The sequence below is a fragment of the Streptomyces kunmingensis genome (genome assembly GCF_039533535.1).
Classification (GTDB): Bacteria; Actinomycetota; Actinomycetes; order Streptomycetales; family Streptomycetaceae; genus Streptomyces; species Streptomyces kunmingensis.
Genome location: NZ_BAAATS010000013.1, coordinates 53,680 through 69,777, shown reverse-complemented (window position 1 = coordinate 69,777; position 16,098 = coordinate 53,680). Strand labels below are relative to the sequence as shown.

The window sequence follows — 16,098 nt, the reverse complement described above, 5'->3', positions numbered from 1 at the left end:
CTTCGCGTGCGCTCCGTGCACCAGGCACTCAGGCTCGGACCATGCGTATCCGTACTCCGTTCGCCCTGTGCCTGGCCGGCACCCTGCTCCTGGTCACCGCGTGCGGTGACGACAGCAAGCCCGACCCCGAGCGGGACGACCAGTGGGCGCTCGACGCCGTCGGGCTGCCGGACGCGTGGACGTCCTCGCGAGGGGACGACACGGTGATCGCGGTCGTCGACACGGGAGCCGACCTCGACCACCCCGACCTCGAGGGGCGGTTCGTCGACGGCCACGACTTCGTCGACAACGACGACGAACCCAAGGACATGAACGGCCACGGCACACACGTGTCCGGCATCGCAGCCGCCCACACCGACAACGGGATCGGCATCGCGGGCGGCGCGCCCGGCGCTAAGATCATGCCCGTGCGGGTGCTCGGCGCCGACGGCTCCGGCTCCAACGCGAACATCACCAAGGGCATCGTGTGGGCGGCCGACCACGGAGCCGACGTCATCAACCTCTCCCTCGGCGAGGGCCCGCTGATGTCGAACCTCCTCCAAGGCGGCATCCTCAACCGGGCCATCCAGCACGCCCACGACAAGGGCGCCGTCGTCGTCGCAGCAGCGGGCAACGACGGCAAGGACACCCAGCCGTACAAGGTCGACACACCCGTCCTCGTCGTGGGCGCCAGCGACCAGGACGGCAAGGCCGCCTCCTTCTCCAACTTCGGTGCTGAGCAGGCCGTTTCGGCGCCCGGCGTCGACATCCTGTCCACGCTGCCCACGTACAGGACGAAGGAGTCGCTGAAGAACACCTCGGGGTACGGGGAACTGTCCGGAACTTCGATGGCGTCGCCCTACGTCTCCGCGCTCGCCGCCCTGCTGCACCATGGGGGGTCGAAGCCGGACGACATCATGGCCACCATCCGCGACACCGCCTCCAACCCGGGCAGGAGCTCCAAGCTGGGCCTGGGCGTCGTGGACGCCGAGGCGGCGGTGAAGAAGGGGAAAGCCTGACCGGCAGCACCGCGCTCGTCGGGCGTGAACTCGGCTTGTTTCCCGGGTGGTCGGGGACGAACCTCCAGTAATGACCCCGTTGGCGGAAGTGCTGCCAGAGTCGGCCCTGCACGACGTGATCGGTCTGCTGGTCAGGCTGGTCGAGGCCGCGGGCGCCCTGATCATTTTCATCGGCGCCGCGCGTGCGTTCGTACAGTTCCTCCGGGTCCTCCGGGCGGGTATGCGCGGGCGCGGCAAGGTGGCCGAGTTCAACCGGATCCGGCTGGGCCTGGGGCGGTTCCTCGTCCTGGGCCTGGAGTTCCAGCTCGCCGGTGACGTGCTGCGCACGGCGGTCGCACCGAGCTTCGCCGAGGTCGGCCAGCTCGCGGCCATCGCGGGCATCCGGACCGCGCTGAACTACTTCCTCGGACGGGAGATCGCCCAGGAACGGGCCGAGATCGAACCGGACGGTCAGGCCAGGGGGACGTCCAGGTAGGACGGGTGTGCGTCGGGGGAGGAGACGGTGAGGGTGGCGCCCTGGCCGTTGCTGTCGGCGTAGAACGGGTCCTGGGTGTCGATGACCAGCATCAGGCGATGCCCGGCACGGACGTCGTAGCCGGTGGCCTGAAGGTCGAGCCGGACGGAGAGCTGCTCGCCGGGCCGGCCGTCGGAGCGGGTGAACGGGGCGTGGGTGATGATGTGTGCGCTGTCGTCCGGGCCGACGTCGAAGAGATGGGCGATGAACGTCGAAGTGGCAGCGCTGGAAGCGTAGTTGAGGTGGAGGACGGGCGTGCCGCGGAGCCGGGCGGGCTGGCTCAGGGGGGCTCCCGCCCATACACCGGCGGCGCTGCGGCTGATGTCGCGGGTCGCGTACACCTTCGGGTTGCCCGCCATCTCCGCGTAGCCCGCCTTGATGATGGAGTCGGCGACGGTGGCCGGGGTGTCGGTGCCGGTACTGATGGTGCGGGTCCAGCCGTTCTCGGGCTTGTCGGTGAGGGCGCCGTCGCCGGTCTCGGCACCCGTACCGGCGAGATACAGCCGGTGGGGCTCGCCGACGGCGTCCTCCCAGGTGGCGGAGGGCTCGAGCGTGCTGTCCCACATCACCTGACTGACCAACTGCCCCTCCTTGTCGATGCCGTTGGCGTCGCCCTTGAGGTGATGGTCCAGCCACCGGTGGGCGTCCTGCCAGATGCGGTTGGGCAGGCCGAGGATGCCACTCATCTCGGGTCCCGAGTGGTCGCCGATGGAGAAGTCGAGCCGCTTGGGCCCTTCCAGGGCGTTGAACATCCGCAGCGTCTGGTTGTTGGGGAACAGCGTCTCGTGCCAGGCGTTGGCGAAGAACACGGGGACGCGGCGCTGGTTGAGCTGGTCCCGGTGGGTGTACGGGGAGCGTTCCTCGGCCCATTGCAGCGTCTGCTCGATGTTCTGCCCGGCCAGTACGTCCTCGAAGACCTGTCGGGTGCGGGCGCTGAGGCGGGCGTTCGCGGCGGCGTTGAGCAGCGCGGTCACCGAGGCGATGTGCCGGGTCTCGTTCTCGTAGAAGGCCTGGCCCAGGTCGCCCCAGGTGCTCAGCGCGGCCACCGCCGTCACACGTGTGTCGTGCGCCGCGACGAGCTGGCTGATGCCGGAGCCGTACGAGTCACCGAGGAACCCGACACCCCGCACGGTCTCGTCTGTCTGATCGAGGAGGTAGGTGAGCGCGGCGCTTCCGTCGGCGACGTCGTCCGGCCCGGCCACCTCCACCTCACCTCCCGACTGACCGAAGCCGCGGGCCGTGTAGGCGAGCACGTGGTAGCCGTTCAGCGCGAACAGCGTGCCCTGCACCGCGTACGCCAGCCAGCCCAGGTCCGTCCACGGGGACGGCATCACGATCGCCGGGTGCGCATGCCCGTCGCGGTGCCGCCACAGAAACCCGGCGAGCTCGATGCCGCCCTCTCCGGGTACGCGTACCCGGCCCATGCGGAGCAGCGCCCGCGCCTCGGCGGCCTCCTCCGAGCGGGTGGCGGACAGCCCGGCGGTGTCACCGCTCTCGAGCGAGTACACGAACCGCAGGAGCGCGGCCTCGTCGATCTCCGGATAGAGGCTGACCGGTGCCTGTTCGCGGGCTGCGCCCTGTCCTTGAGACGTCATGTCCGAACTCCCCTCCAACGGCCCGGCTGCGCACCCGGGCTCGCCAAGCTGCTGGCCTACGACGTCGACGAGGTTCCTACGTGGAGGGGGAGAGGGATGAGTAGTCGGTGAGCCTTTATCGTGGTTGGCTGGAAATTCGCGGTTCGCGGTATTTGTTCAGATTTTTAGGAGTTGTCGGGGACGGTGGTGCGCAGCCAGGCGCTTGCTTCTCCTGGGAGCTGCGTGCCGTTCAGGGGGTGTGAGGACAGGAGCAACTCCTGGTGCTCGGGGAGGTCGACGGGGGTGCCGGAGAGATTGACGACGCAGGTGAAATCGGTGCCGCGGGTGAAGGCGAGGACGCCGTCGGGGGAGGGTAGCCAGTGCAGGGGGCCGTCGCCCAGTGCGGGGTGAGCGGCGCGCAGGGCCAGCGCACTGCGGTAGAAGTGCAGCATGGAGGCGGGGTCGTTCTGCTGGGCGGCGACGCTGAGATGTGCCCAGGAGGCGGGTTGGGGCAGCCAGGGGCGGTCCGTGGCGTCGGCGGGGCTGAAGCCGTAGGGCTCTTGGTGGCCGCTCCAGGGCAGGGGGACGCGGCAGCCGTCGCGGCCGGGGTCCGTCCCGCCCGTGCGGTGGTAGATCGGGTCGTCGCGGCGGTCGGCGGGGATGTCCTCGACTTCTGGGAGGCCGAGTTCCTCGCCCTGGTAGATGTAGACGGCTCCTGGCAGGGCCATGGTGAGCAGGGCCGTGGCGCGGGCGCGGCGGCGGCCCAGGTCCTCGTCGACGAGGGGGTTGTACTGGCGGATGCCCGCCGCGGTGCTGGTGTCGGGGCGGCCGTAGCGGGTGACGTGGCGGGTGACGTCGTGGTTGGAGAGCACCCAGGTGCTGGGGGCCCCGACGCCGGCGTGGGCGGCGAGGGTCTGGTCGATGCAGGCGCGCAGGCTGGGCGCGTCCCAACTGCAGCCGAGGAAGTCGAAGTTGAAGGCGGTGTGCATCTCGTCGGGGCGCAAGTACAGGGCGAAGCGGGCCGGGTCGGCGAGCCACACCTCGCCGATCAGCGCCCGGGGCTCGGCGTAGGAGTCGGCGACGGCGCGCCAGCCTCGGTAGATCTCGTGATTGGCGTCGAGGTCGACGTAGGGGTGAGGGTCGGGGAAGGTGCTGTGGTCGTAGTCGGGCAGCGCGGGATCCTTGCTGCACATGGCGGCGGAGTCGATGCGGATGCCGTCGACGCCACGGTCGAACCAGAACCGCAGGACGTCCTCGTACTCGGCGCGTACGAGCGGGTTGCGCCAGTTGAGGTCGGGCTGCTCGGGCGCGAACAGGTGCAGGTACCACTGGCCGTCGTCGACGCGTGTCCAGGCCGGACCGCCGAAGATGGACTGCCAGTCGTTCGGCGGCAGTTCGCCCTGCGCGCCCCGACCGTCGCGGAACCAGAACAGGTCACGCTCGGGTGAGCCGGGCACGGACTTCAGGGCCGCGGTGAACCAGGCGTGCTCGTTGGAGACGTGGTTGGGGACGACGTCGACGATGATGCGGATCGACCGCTCGTGGGCTTCGTCGATGACCTTCTCCGCCTCGGCGAGGGTGCCGAAGCGGGGGTCGATCCGGCGGAAGTCGGTGACGTCGTAGCCGGCGTCCGCCATCGGGGTCAGGTACCAGGGGGAGAACCAGATGGCCTCGATGCCCAGGGCCTTGAGGTAGTCGAGGCGGGAGCGCACGCCGGCCAGGTCGCCGATGCCGTCGCCGTTGCCGTCGGCGAAGCTGCGGGGATAGACCTGGTAGATGGCTGCGTGTCGCCACCAGTCGGTGGTGCGCGGGGTCATGGGATCTGCCTTCGTGAGTGGGCCGGGGTCACCAGCCGGAGTTGCCGCTTCCGCGCTGGATGGTGAAGCCGCCCGCGACGTCGAGTGCGCCGCCGGCCGCTCCGGTGAGGGTGGTGTTGGAGAAGGTGCCCTTGCCGCCGGCGTTGACCTCGATGCCGCGGTGGCCGGTCCTGTTGATGGTGAGGCCGTCCACCCGCAGGTCGGAGACCTGCTTCTGATAGGAGACCAGAAGTCCGCTGTAGGTGGAGTCCTCGACGGTGTTGTTCTTCAGTACGACGGGCTGGGTGATGTCGGACTGGTCGGCGTAGACCCACACCGCACCGAGCTTGGCGTTCCAGTTCACCTCCATGCTGCCGGTCCGGCGCAGGACGTTCCCGGAGACGGTGGTGGTACCACTGAAGGGCTGGCCGAAGCGGGTGGAGACGGTGACACCGGCGGCGGCGACGACGGTGTCGGAGATGAGGTTGTTCTCCACGCTGTTGCCGCTGCCGCCGTATATCGCGGCGCCGTTGGCGAGGGTGGGCAGTTGCACGGTGTTGTTGCGGAAGGCGCTGTTGGTGACCGCCGCTCCGTCCGACCACATGGCCAGCGCGTCGTCCCCGGTGCCGCGGATGCTGCTGTTGGAGACGACGGTGTCCCGCACCGCACCGTGCAGGTTCACACCGTCCGCGTAGGTGTTGCGGATGCGCAGGTCGCTCGCCCTGAGGCCGGTGGTCGGGCCGGTGATCCACAGGCCGACCTTGGTGTGCTGGATCCAGACGTTCTTGATGACGGAGCCGGTGCCGAAGTCCCCCTCGACGGCGGCGTGGCCGCCGGCGTCGTCGCGGACGGTGTTCCGGCCGTCGATCATCAGGTTCTCGACGGTGCTGGTGCCGCCCCGGCCGAACAGTCCGCCCTTGAGGCCGGTTCCGCGCAGGACCGTGTGCCACACGCCCGCGCCGCGCAGTTTCACGCCGGTGAGGTTGATGTGGTCGGAGATGACGTACGTGCCTGCGGGCAGGAACAGGCCCTTGCCCTGGCTCTTCGCCGTCTCGAGCGCGGTGTTGAGGGCGGCTGTGACGTCCCTGTCGGTGTCCGGCGTGACACCGAGGTCCTTGGCCGAGACATAGCCGCTGGGCAGCGTGGCGGCGGCGCCGGTCTCCTCCGCCTCGATCAGGTCGACGGTGTAGGAGGCGGCCTGGTCGGCGGCGTCCTTCTGCAGGCGCAGGACGGTGCCGGCCGGCAGGGTCTGGCCGAGCTTGAGGCGGCTCTCGTCGAAGAAGCGATGGGCCTGGCCCTCGCCGGGGTTGTTGGAGTACGGGTAGCCGCCGTAGACCCAGGAGTAGCGGGAGGTCAGCTGGAGGTCGGGCAGGGCTCTGCCGTCGGCGTAGGCGCTGAGGGTGGCGTCGAGGCCCTTGCCGTCGCCGCTGTCGGGGAGCGAGTAGCGCAAATTGACGGCGTTGGCGGCCTTGGTGAGCTTGAACTCGACGTAGTCGCCGGTCTGGGTCAGCTTGACCGCCTTGCGGCCGGAGGACTCCGAGGCGACGGTGAGGTAGGTGCGGTCGGGGCCGATGGCCGAGCCCTTGAAGGTGCCGGCTTCTGCCTCGTACGTGGTGAACGGTGTGGTGGCGCCCGCGCCGCTCGGGCCCGGATCACCGGAACCGGCGGGGGTGTTCGCCGTCAGGCTGTCGATGTTGACGTTGCCGCTGTCGTTGCCGGTGAAGGCGAGGGTGAGGGTGTTGGCGCCCTTGGCGTAGGAGACGGGGACGTCGACGGTCGCCCAGGAGGTCCAGCCGCTCGTGGCGGGCAGGGTGACCTGCGAGCTGTTGCCGCCCGCGGACAGGGTCAGCGTTTTGCTCGAGCCGGTGCCGTTGGCGTAGCGGAGGGTGACGTTGCCCGCGCCGTCGTAGGTGGACTGCACGGTGGTGGTGAGGGAGGCCCGGCCCTTGTTGGGGTCGGTCAGTCCGCCGACGTAGCCGGTGCCGGTGTACCCGGAGTGTTCCCGCTCGGCGACCGCGCCGCCGGAGAGCGTGGCGGATTCGGCTTCCAGGAGAGCGGTCGCGGCGTGGGCCGGGGTCGGGGCGAGGGCGCTGTAGGAGACGGCGCCGGTGACGGCGAGGAGGAGTGCCGCTGTCGCGGCGGAGGTGCGGATGCGTGGGGCTCGTGCGTGGATTGACACGGCTGTGTGTCCTTCCAGGTGAGGGGCGGCTCGCCCGTGAAGTCCGCCGGTGGGATCGCGGCGGCGCTTGGGGGGTCGGTCGGTGATCGGGCGGTACGGGGGCCGGTGGTCGCGGGGCTGTGTCAGCCCTTGAGGCTGCCCGCCGTCAGACCGGCGATGATGTGCCGCTGGAAGATCAGGAAGATCACCAGCAGGGGGAGGGAGGCCATGACCATGCCGGCCAGGAGTTGGTTGGCGGGCATGAACTCGGCCAGGCGGTTCAGGGCCACGGTGATGGGCTGGCGCGCCGGGTCGGGGAGGACCAGCAGCGGCCAGAGGAAGTCCTTCCAGACGCCGACGACCGCGAAGATGGAGACGACCGCGAGTACGGGCCTCGACAGCGGCAGCACGACGGACCACAGGACTCGGACGGGACCGGCTCCGTCCAGGCGTGCGGATTCCAGCAGTTCGGCGGGGATCTGGTCGAAGAACCGCTTGAGGATGAAGATGTTTAAGGCGTTGGCGCAGGCCGGCAGCCAGATCGCCCAGGGCGTGTTGATCAGGTTGAGGTGGAGCAGGGGGACGTCGGTGACGGTCAGGTAGGTCGGCACCAGCAGGGCGGAGACGGGCAGCATGAGCGTGGCGAGCATCATGCCGAGGACGACGTTGCCCAGGACCGGTCGCAGTTTGGACAGGGCGTAGGCGGCGGCCACGTCGACGATGAGCTGGATCAGCCAGGCGCCGGCGGCCAGCAGCAGGGTGTTGAGGAAGTACTGGCCCAGGCCGACGTTGGTCCACGCCTGGGAGTAGGACTCCGGGTGCCAGGACCGCGGCCAGAGTGTGGGATCGGGGTCGGCCAGTTCCGTGGAGGACTTCAGGGCGCCGCTCGCCATCCAGTACAGCGGGAACACGAAGGCGAGGGTGAAGCCGACGACGGTCGAGCCGAGCACGAACCGGTAGAGGATGCGGCCGGTGCGGCGGTTCATCTCGGCGGGGGCGATGAGGGTGCGCGAGGCGGACATGGCGTTCCTTTCGAAGACAGCCTCTTAGCCCTTGCCGCGGCTCAGCCGCAGGTACACGGCGGCGAAGGCTCCCAGGACGAGGAAGAGCACGGTGCTCATGGCACTGGCCATGCCGAAGTCGTTGTAGACGAACGCGTAGCGGTAGAGCAGCAGCAGGACGGTGACGGTGGCGTCGTCGGGCCCGCCGCCGGTCAGGACGAACGGTTCGACGAAGACCTGCATGGTGCCGATGACCTGAAGCAGCAGGGTGATCATCAGGATGAACCGCATCTGCGGGACGGTCACGTGGAACAGTCGCTGCCGGATGGACGCGCCGTCCAGCTCGGCCGCCTCGTACAGCTCGCCGGGGATGGCGCCGAGGGCGGCGAGGTAGATCAGCGTGGTGGTGCCCATGTTGGCCCAGGTCGAGACCAGGACCAGGGAGACCATGGCCAGGTTCTCCGACTCCAGCCACTGTTGGGCCGGCAGGTGGAACACGCCGAGGACGTTGTTGAACAGGCCAGGTCCCGGATCGTAGAACCAGCGCCACAGCAGCATGGTGACGATCGGCGGCAGCATCACCGGCAGGTACACCGTCATCCGCAGATAGGACCGGGCGTGCCGGAACTCGTTGAGGATGACCGCCGTCACGAACGGAGCGGCGAAGCCGAAGACCAGGGCGAGGAGCGTGAAGTAGCCGGTGTTCTTCCAGGCCGTGGCGAACAGCGGGTCGTCGAAGAGGCGTTGGTAGTTCTCCCAGCCCACCCAGGTGGCGGGCTGGGCGAAGCTGACCTGCTGGAAGCCGAGCAGCAGCCCTCGCACGATCGGGTACCAGGAGAACAGGGCGAAGCAGATCAGTCCTGCCGCGAGGAACGCGTAGGCGGTGGCGTTCTCCCGGATGCGGCGTCTACGCGGGGGCCGGGGGCGCACCCCGTCTTCCTGCCGCGGCCCGGCGGCACGCTTGGGTGTCCGGGTCAGGGTCGTCGGGGCCGCCATGTCACTTGACCGTCGCCAGGATGCCGTCGACCTTCTTGGCCGCGTCCTTCAGGAGCCGGCCGAGGTCGGCGTCCTTCTTGGTCAGCACGGCCTGCATCACGCCGTCGAGGACGGTGTAGATCTGCTGGGCGTTCGGCGGTTCGACCTTCTGCTCGATCTCGCCGTTGCGCTCGACGAACGGCTTGTAGTTCTTCGTCGGCACGTTGGCGTACTTGGCGTGCGCGGCGTCCTGCTCGGTCTCCGCCTGCCCGGTGAACAGGCGGTCCAGAGGCAGGCCGATCGGTACGTCACTGCCGGCGGCGCGCTTGTCCTCGAACTCGGTGCGGTCCGGGTTGAGGTACTTCCACTGGACCCACTCGATACCGGCCCTGATCTTCTCCGGCGAGGCCTTCGGGTTGAACATGAAGCCGTTGCCGCCGCCGAGCGTCGCCTGCCCCGGCATGGCCCCGACCCCGTACTCCTCGTACTTGCGCTCGAACTGCTTGACGATGGTGGGGATGTTGTCCGGCCCGGCCATGTACATACCGAGCTTTCCGGCGCCCATCATCTTCTGGACGTCCTCGATCTGCAGCAGTTGGCGCGAGCCCATGGTGTTGTCGGTCCAGCGCATGTCATGCAGCGTCTGCAACGCCCTGCGCCCCGCGTCACTGTCGAAGGCGGCCTTCCATCTGCCGTCCTTCTTCGCCGCGATGTCGCCGCCCATCGAGTACACCCAGGAGGTGAGGTGCCAACCGCCCTGGTTGTTCTTGCTGTAGTCGGCGTATCCGACGGTGCCGTCGCCCAGGGCGCTGATCTTCTTCGCGGCTGCCCGGACCTCGTCCCACGTAGCGGGCGGGGTCTCGGGGTCGAGGCCGGCCTTCTTGAACAGGTCGCGGTTGTAGAGCAGGCCGAGTGAGTACTGACCGTTGGGCAGGCCGTAGAGCCTGCCGTCCGGACCGGTGAACACCTTCAGGAACTCCGGCTTGATGTCCTTGTAGTACGGCATGTCCTTCACGTACTGCGAGATGTCGGCGCCCTGGCGGCGCTGGATCAGGCCGGCGGGGTCGGTGAAGTACACGTAGTACACGTCCTCCAGCTGGCCTCCGGCCAGCTTGGCGGAGAACGTCTTGGGGTCCATCTGCCCCTCACGGGCGTCGATCCTGATCTTCGGGTGGTCCTTCTCGAAGGCCTTGACGTCCTCCTCGAAGTACTTGCGGTCCACCGGCTGCGTCTTGGGCGGCATGCCGTTCACGGAGATCGTGACGACGCCGTTCTCGCTTCCCGTCTCCGACGGGCCGCTGCACGCCGCCAACGCTCCGGTGAGCGCGCAGGCCACGCCTGTGGCTATGAACCGACGACGGCTCTGGATACCAGCCATGACACATCAGCCTTCCTGCGATGCATCCGCGCCTGTGAACTCCGTCGCTCACAGCTCCAGCGGACACGCAGAAGGTAGAAGTCGTCGCTGCAAAAAGTCAATGACAAAGTGCAAAATCTCTACGTCACCGCTGTCGGGCCGGTCTCCCGGTGGAGCTGCGGACGATCAACTGCGTCTCGAACAGGGTCACTCCGGGCTCGATCCGGTGTCCCTGCATCTGCTGCGACAGCGCCTCCACCGCCGCGTCGGCCATCCGCGCGACCGGCTGCCGGCACGTCGTCAGCGGCGGGTCCACCGTGCCCATGAACAGGGAGTCGTCGAAGCCGGTCACGGACACGTCGCCGGGAACGCTCAGGTTCTGGCGGCGGGCCCCGCGCACCGCGCCCAGCGCCAGTTCGTCGCTGCCGCAAACGAGGGCGGTGGCCCCGCGCTTCAGCAGTCCCTCCGCCGCCGAAGCTCCCGCCTCCATGGAGAACAGGGCGTGTCCGACCAGGGGCATCCAGCGGTCGGAGGACACCTCGCGGGCCTTCCAGAACGCCGCGAAGGCCGCCAGTTTGCGGGCCGAGGGCACGTGCCCGACCGGACCGACCAGCAGGCCTATGTGCTCGTGCCCCATGCCGGTCAGATGGGTGAGCGACTGCCGTACCGCGTCCGAGTCGTCGGCGCTGATCCGCACCGCGTCGGGGTTCTCGTCGGCCGCGTTGACCAGTACCAACGGCACCCGGCGGTCCCGGAGTGCGGCGCCCTGCTCCGGGCCCGCGTCGGCGTAGCTGGAACCGATGAAGACGATCCCCCCGATGTTCTGCGCCAGCAGCATCTCGATGTAGTTCGCCTCGGAGACGCCGTCCGACGTACGCGTGCACAGCACCGGGACCAGGCCGCGTTTGTTGAGACGGCCGGCGATTGCCTCCGCGAACGCCGGAAAGACGGGGTTCTGCAGGTCCGGCACGACCACGCCGATCAGCGGGCTCCGCTCGGCCGTCACGTCCGTCGGCCTGGGCAGCCCCAGCACGTCCAGCGCCCTCAGGACCCGCTCCCTGGTGGCGGGGGCGACCAGAGGGCTGCCGTTGAGCGCGCGCCGAACCGTCGCTTCACTGACGCCCGCGAACCGGGAGACCTCGACCAGCTTCTTGTTCATGCACACACAGTACAGTCGCGTCGCAAAAAGAGATCAGGCTTACGCAAATAACTTGCAACGGTGTTGGGGGGTGGGTCGACGCGTGGGCCCGTTCACGTGCCGGGCTCCTGCGGCGAGCGGCGCAGGCTCAGAGCCCGTAACGCGAGTTGCATCTCGAACTGGGCTGCCGGGTCGCGTAGTTGATCGCCGAGTACCTCTTCCAGCTGGCGCAGCCGGTAGCGGACGGTCTGGGGGTGCACGGCGAGACGCTGGGCGACCTCGCTCGCGTTGCGGGCACAGCTCAGCCAGCACAGCAGGGTCTCGGCCAGCCGCTCGCGCTGCGGGGACCGTACGGCGTCGAGCGGGCCGAGGTGCCGGCGGGCGAGCGCGTCGACGAGATCCTCGTCGCGGAAGAGCAGCAGCGTGGCGAGATGGTCGGTGCAGCGGACGAGGCCGTGGGCGGGCAGCGCGCCACGGCGCACGAGGTCCAGCGCGTCGCGGGCCCACCGCAGGGAACGGGCGCCCTCGTCGAGCGCGACCGTCGGCCCGAGCGTGGCCCGCAGGCCGCGCAGGGCCCCGGTGATGGCCCTCTCCCGGCCTGGGCCCTCGGGATCGGGCACGACGATGACACCGGACTGTCCCTCGAACCGGGCCAGGAACTCGGGAGGCACGATCGGGCGCGGCAACTCGCCCTTCCCGGTGCCCTCGGCGACGACCAGCGCGATCTCCCGGGGTACCGGCCACTGCGCGGTGTGCGCGAGATCGGCGACGGCCTCGGGGGAGACCGGCGGGTCGGCGGTGACCAGGTCGATCAACCGGCTGCGACGCTGCTGGAGTTCACCGGCGGTGTGCAGCCGGGCCTCGGTGTACCCGGCGGTGGTGGCGGCCGCCATCTCGTCGAGGTGCAGGAACATGGCCTCGCCGAACGCGACGAGGATGTGCGGCGGGAGCCGGTCGGCCCGGACCAGTTCGCTGACCCGGCGCCAGGTGACGCGGGCGCCGAGCCGCAGCGCCGCCTGGAACGAGTCGAGGCTGCGCCCCTCGTCGGCCTCGCCCCGGCCGATGCGCTGGTACGTCGCCTTGACGTCCTCCCAGTCGGTCTCGGAGTCGGCGACCCGGGCGAGGAACCCCTCCAGGGCCTGCTCGACGCCACGGTGCACGACATGCATGTACGTGTCGTCCATCGGCCGGGCGTACTCGGCTATCCCGGTTCTGATGGCGCGTACGACCTCGTCGGTGAGGTCGCCGAGGAACGGCCGCAGCTGGGCGTGGAGTTCGGCGGGGAACGACCGGAACGCGGCGTCCTTCGTGGGGCGTTCGGCCGTGGTGCGGGCTCCGTCGACCATGGGGCTCCCTCTGCGCGTGGGGTCATCAGGGGCCCGGTGACGATACTGCCCGGCCGGGTCCGGGGCCCCTCGGTGGCGTACAGATTCGGCGGTGACCCTTGTCACTGGAGTGACAGCCGGTGCCGTGCCCGGCGCGTACGCGCGATTGCGGGGTGACTCCTGTCACTGGAGTGACAAAGCACTGCCGCCTCCTGCGCGTGCGGGCACAAGTGGCGGCGATGTGTCGTGCGCCACGATCCGTACATGACGGACCTGTTCGCGCGGCAGCCCGTGGCGGAACCCTGGCTGCGCTTCTACGCTCCCGGCGTGCCGCGGGAACTGTCGTTGCCCCAGGTCACGCTGGCGGACCTGCTCGACGACGCGGCCCGACGGTTCCGGTTCCGTGCGGCGCTCTCCTGCCAGGGGCGCCGGACTGGCTTCGGTGCGCTGCGGCGGGCGGCGGTGCGGCTCGCCGCGGCACTCGACCGGCTCGGGGTGCGCCGCGGCGACCGGGTGGCGGTGCTGCTTCCCGACTGTCCGGAACTGGTGGTGATGTGTCATGCGGTGTGGCGGCTCGGGGCGGTGGTCGTGCCGGGGGACCCGGCGGACCCCGGGCGGCCGGTGGCCGGAGCCGTGGTCGCCGTCGTACCGCAGGAGCGGGGGCCGGAAGTGGCCCGGGCCGGGAGGTATGCGGCGCTGTCCGCGGTCGTGACCGTCGAGGTGCCACGGACGGGAACCGCGAAACGGGTCACCTCCGCCGCTGCCCCGGAAACCGCTCCCCGGCTGGGACGACCGCCGGAGTCCGTGCGGCTCGTGGCCTACGGTGCTCTTGACCGGCGCCGGGGCGACGCCGTGGGCCGGGGCAGGAGCGGCGGCCCGCTTCCCGAGGACGTCGCCGTCGTCCTGCCCCGCCATGACGGCACCTCCCTGACACTGCGGCACAGGCACCTCGTCGCGGCGGCCCACCAGATCCGGTCCTGGTGTCCGGAGGCGGCGGAGCGGCGGGTACGGGTGCTGTCGCTGGTGCCGCTGCGCGAACCGCACGGCCTCGCGCTGGGCGTGGCGGCCTCGCTCACCGGGGCCCGCACCGTCCTGGTGCCCGGCGGCGACCCCGCGACGGCGCTGCGGGCCGCACGCCGCGCCGCGCCGACCGTTCTCGCGGCGGCACCCGCCGGGCTGCGCCTGCTCCTGGAGCGGCCCGCCCATGAGTGGGAGGCCCTCGCCACGGTGCGTACGGTCGTCACCGGCCCGCTGGACGCCGTCACCGGCGAACGGCTGCGGGCGGCCCTGGACGTCCGGGTCGTCGAGGCGTACGGGCCGGTCGCGGCGGCCGGGGTCGCGCTCGCCAACCCGGCCACGGCCGACGCCCGTTCGGGCACGGCGGGGATCCCGTTGCCCGGGACGGAGGTGCGGATCGCCGTGGAAGGCGCGCTCGCGGCGGAGGCGCTGCCCGGTCACGCGGGCGAGTTGCTGCTGCGCGGGCCCCAGGTCGGCGATGTTCCGGGCCTGCTGCCGGGCGGCTGGCTGCGTACGGGACGGCTCGCGACGCGCGGCCCCGACGGGTTCGTCAGCCTGCTCGGCCCGCTCGGCCCGCTCGGCCCGCTCGGCCCGCTCGGCCCGCTCGGCCCGCGCGGTCCGCTCGGTCTGCGCGACGGCGATGACGGCCCGGGCGGCGCAGCGCGACGCCGGTGACGACGGCGCCCAACAGGACGCATCCGGCGCCCAGTTGCAGCCCGGTGTCGTATCCGTCGAGAAACGCCGTGCGCGGGTCGGCGCCGTCGTGCAGCGCGTCGCGCTCGGTGCGGGTGAGCACGATGCCGACCAGGACGACGCCGAACACGCCGCTGATCTCGCGTGCCGCGCTCACCAGCCCGGACGCCATGCCCGTACGGGTGGCTGGGACGCCCTCGACGGACCGTACGGTCAGGGGTGTGGTCAGCGAGGAGCCGACGCCGATGAGTACGAGGCCGGGCTGCAGGTCCGCGTAGGAGGCGCCGGCCCCCACCCGGGAGACGAGCAGCAGACCCGCCGCGACGAGCACGAGGCCGGCGGCGATGGAGCGGTGGGCACCCACGAGCCGGGCGGCCCGCTCGGCGAACGGCGTGCACAGCAGCAGCGCGCCGGCCAGCGGCAGGAACGCGAGCCCCGCCCTCACCGGCGAGAAACCGAGTACCTGCTGGAGGTAGAGGGCGGTGAAGAAGAACACGCCGTTGACGCCCATGCCCCAGAGCACCTGCGCGGCGATCCCGCCGAGGAGGAACCGGTCACGCAGCATCCGCAGATCCACCAGCGGCAGGAAAGTCCGCGCCTCGACCACCAGGAACGTCAGTGCGGTCGCGGCCGACAGCCACAGGCACAGCGGGACGGGCGGCGTACTGAAGGAGGTCTCGCCGCCCTTCACCAGGGCGTAGGTGAGGAGGAACAGGGCGAGAGCCGACAAGGCGACGCCGGGCAGGTCGAGGAGTGCCGGCAGGCCCGCGGCGCGGCGCCGCCCGGCGGCCGGGACAGCGGGCACGAGCAGCAGCGCGAGCGCCCCGAAGGGCACATTGAGCAGGAACACCCAGCTCCAGCCCCAGTGTTCGGTGACGAAGCCGCCGATGACCGGGCCGAGCGCGAGGGCGACGGCGAGGGAGGCCGTCCACAGTCCGACGGCGGTGGCGCGCCGCCGCCGCGGCAGGTCCGCGGCGACCACCGCGAGCGAGGCGGGGATGACGAGCGCCGCTCCGGACCCTTGCACGGCGCGGGCCACGACGAGCGCGGTCCCGCTGCCGGCCAGGGCTGCCGCGGCGGAGGCGAGGGTGAACACGACGAGGCCGACAGCGAGGACGGAGCGGCGCCCGAGGAGGTCGGTGAGCCGTCCTCCGGCGAGCAGCAGCGCACCGAAGGACAGCACGTAGCTGGTCGCGACCCACTCCAGATCGGTGACGTCCAGGCCGAGTTCGTCCTGCACGGTGGGCAGGGCGACGTTGATGACGGTGTTGTCGAGCGTGGTCAGGAATCCGGAGAGGGCCACCAGGGCCAGCAGCGCCGACAGTCTTCCCCGATGCATCGCCCCGCCCCTTCGGCCAGTTCCCAGGTCGTCCCCGCCCACCGGATTGTGGGTGCGCGGCCGGTGCGGGCTCTGCTGTGCCGACTGCCGATTGCGGCCGGGCGCGTTGTCACCGCGCTGATAGTCCGCCCCGGACGAACTGTCAGCGCCTCGTCTTTCTCAGGTGTCCCACGGCGGCGGAACCTAAGGCCTCAGCCGCACCGCCCGTCACCC

11 protein-coding genes and 1 pseudogene are annotated in these 16,098 nt (G+C 70.5%); 3 read left to right on the top strand and 9 right to left on the bottom strand.

All coding sequences use genetic code 11. The annotated features are described in order from the left end of the window. Window positions 1-41: 41 nt before the first annotated feature. Together ABD366_RS16955 and ABD366_RS16950 are read left to right on the top strand one after the other, a co-directional pair. Window positions 42-998, top strand: a complete 957-nt coding sequence (locus ABD366_RS16955) for a S8 family peptidase (protein ID WP_324772988.1) — start codon at window positions 42-44, stop codon at window positions 996-998. A 70-nt stretch (window positions 999-1,068) separates the two neighbouring features. After that, the gene (locus ABD366_RS16950) at window positions 1,069-1,473 is read left to right on the top strand and encodes a DUF1622 domain-containing protein (protein WP_324772990.1); all 405 of its coding nucleotides are present in this window, start codon (window positions 1,069-1,071) and stop codon (window positions 1,471-1,473) included. Here ABD366_RS16950 and ABD366_RS16945 read toward each other — a convergent pair. From ABD366_RS16945 to ABD366_RS16910, 8 genes are all read right to left on the bottom strand, one after another. Beyond that, the gene (locus ABD366_RS16945) at window positions 1,449-3,107 is read right to left on the bottom strand and encodes a CocE/NonD family hydrolase (RefSeq protein WP_324772992.1); all 1,659 of its coding nucleotides are present in this window, start codon (window positions 3,105-3,107) and stop codon (window positions 1,449-1,451) included. The two genes, ABD366_RS16950 and ABD366_RS16945, sit on opposite strands and share 25 nt — an antisense overlap. Before the next feature lie 164 nt (window positions 3,108-3,271). Continuing rightward, complete coding sequence (locus ABD366_RS16940; RefSeq protein WP_324772994.1) at window positions 3,272-4,903, bottom strand: glycoside hydrolase family 13 protein; 1,632 nt, start codon at window positions 4,901-4,903, stop codon at window positions 3,272-3,274. A 28-nt stretch (window positions 4,904-4,931) separates the two neighbouring features. Continuing rightward, the gene (locus ABD366_RS16935) at window positions 4,932-7,061 is read right to left on the bottom strand and encodes a right-handed parallel beta-helix repeat-containing protein (protein WP_324772996.1); all 2,130 of its coding nucleotides are present in this window, start codon (window positions 7,059-7,061) and stop codon (window positions 4,932-4,934) included. A 122-nt stretch (window positions 7,062-7,183) separates the two neighbouring features. After that, window positions 7,184-8,062 carry a carbohydrate ABC transporter permease gene (locus ABD366_RS16930; protein ID WP_324772997.1) on the bottom strand — a complete coding sequence of 293 codons (879 nt, stop codon included), beginning with the start codon at window positions 8,060-8,062 and terminating at the stop codon, window positions 7,184-7,186. 24 nt (window positions 8,063-8,086) lie between these two features. Then, window positions 8,087-9,037, bottom strand: a complete 951-nt coding sequence (locus ABD366_RS16925; RefSeq protein ID WP_324772999.1) for a carbohydrate ABC transporter permease — start codon at window positions 9,035-9,037, stop codon at window positions 8,087-8,089. Window position 9,038: 1 nt separating this feature from the next. Beyond that, window positions 9,039-10,394, bottom strand: a complete 1,356-nt coding sequence (locus tag ABD366_RS16920) for an ABC transporter substrate-binding protein (RefSeq protein WP_324773003.1) — start codon at window positions 10,392-10,394, stop codon at window positions 9,039-9,041. Between the two features lie 124 nt (window positions 10,395-10,518). Further along, window positions 10,519-11,532 (bottom strand): LacI family DNA-binding transcriptional regulator, encoded by a 1,014-nt coding sequence (locus tag ABD366_RS16915; RefSeq protein ID WP_324773005.1) that lies wholly within the window; start codon window positions 11,530-11,532, stop codon window positions 10,519-10,521. A 92-nt stretch (window positions 11,533-11,624) separates the two neighbouring features. Further along, window positions 11,625-12,857 carry a PucR family transcriptional regulator gene (locus ABD366_RS16910; protein WP_324773007.1) on the bottom strand — a complete coding sequence of 411 codons (1,233 nt, stop codon included), beginning with the start codon at window positions 12,855-12,857 and terminating at the stop codon, window positions 11,625-11,627. A 243-nt stretch (window positions 12,858-13,100) separates the two neighbouring features. Here ABD366_RS16910 and ABD366_RS16905 point away from each other — a divergent pair. Then, window positions 13,101-14,315: pseudogene (locus tag ABD366_RS16905) on the top strand (AMP-binding protein); the annotation flags it as partial. Between the two features lie 88 nt (window positions 14,316-14,403). Here ABD366_RS16905 and ABD366_RS16900 read toward each other — a convergent pair. Further along, the gene (locus tag ABD366_RS16900; protein ID WP_344441995.1) at window positions 14,404-15,885 is read right to left on the bottom strand and encodes an MFS transporter; all 1,482 of its coding nucleotides are present in this window, start codon (window positions 15,883-15,885) and stop codon (window positions 14,404-14,406) included. Window positions 15,886-16,098: the final 213 nt, after the last annotated feature.

What these genes read in the sequence shown, in the direction of transcription:
- ABD366_RS16955 (WP_324772988.1), top strand. Translation starts at nt 42, where the DNA reads ATGCGTATCCGTACTCCGTTCGCCCTGTGCCTGGCCGGCACCCTGCTC.
- ABD366_RS16950 (WP_324772990.1), top strand. Translation starts at nt 1,069, where the DNA reads ATGACCCCGTTGGCGGAAGTGCTGCCAGAGTCGGCCCTGCACGACGTG.
- ABD366_RS16945 (WP_324772992.1), bottom strand. Translation starts at nt 3,107, where the DNA reads ATGACGTCTCAAGGACAGGGCGCAGCCCGCGAACAGGCACCGGTCAGC.
- ABD366_RS16940 (WP_324772994.1), bottom strand. Translation starts at nt 4,903, where the DNA reads ATGACCCCGCGCACCACCGACTGGTGGCGACACGCAGCCATCTACCAG.
- ABD366_RS16930 (WP_324772997.1), bottom strand. Translation starts at nt 8,062, where the DNA reads ATGTCCGCCTCGCGCACCCTCATCGCCCCCGCCGAGATGAACCGCCGC.
- ABD366_RS16925 (WP_324772999.1), bottom strand. Translation starts at nt 9,037, where the DNA reads ATGGCGGCCCCGACGACCCTGACCCGGACACCCAAGCGTGCCGCCGGG.
- ABD366_RS16920 (WP_324773003.1), bottom strand. Translation starts at nt 10,394, where the DNA reads ATGGCTGGTATCCAGAGCCGTCGTCGGTTCATAGCCACAGGCGTGGCC.
- ABD366_RS16915 (WP_324773005.1), bottom strand. Translation starts at nt 11,532, where the DNA reads ATGAACAAGAAGCTGGTCGAGGTCTCCCGGTTCGCGGGCGTCAGTGAA.
- ABD366_RS16910 (WP_324773007.1), bottom strand. Translation starts at nt 12,857, where the DNA reads ATGGTCGACGGAGCCCGCACCACGGCCGAACGCCCCACGAAGGACGCC.
- ABD366_RS16900 (WP_344441995.1), bottom strand. Translation starts at nt 15,885, where the DNA reads ATGCATCGGGGAAGACTGTCGGCGCTGCTGGCCCTGGTGGCCCTCTCC.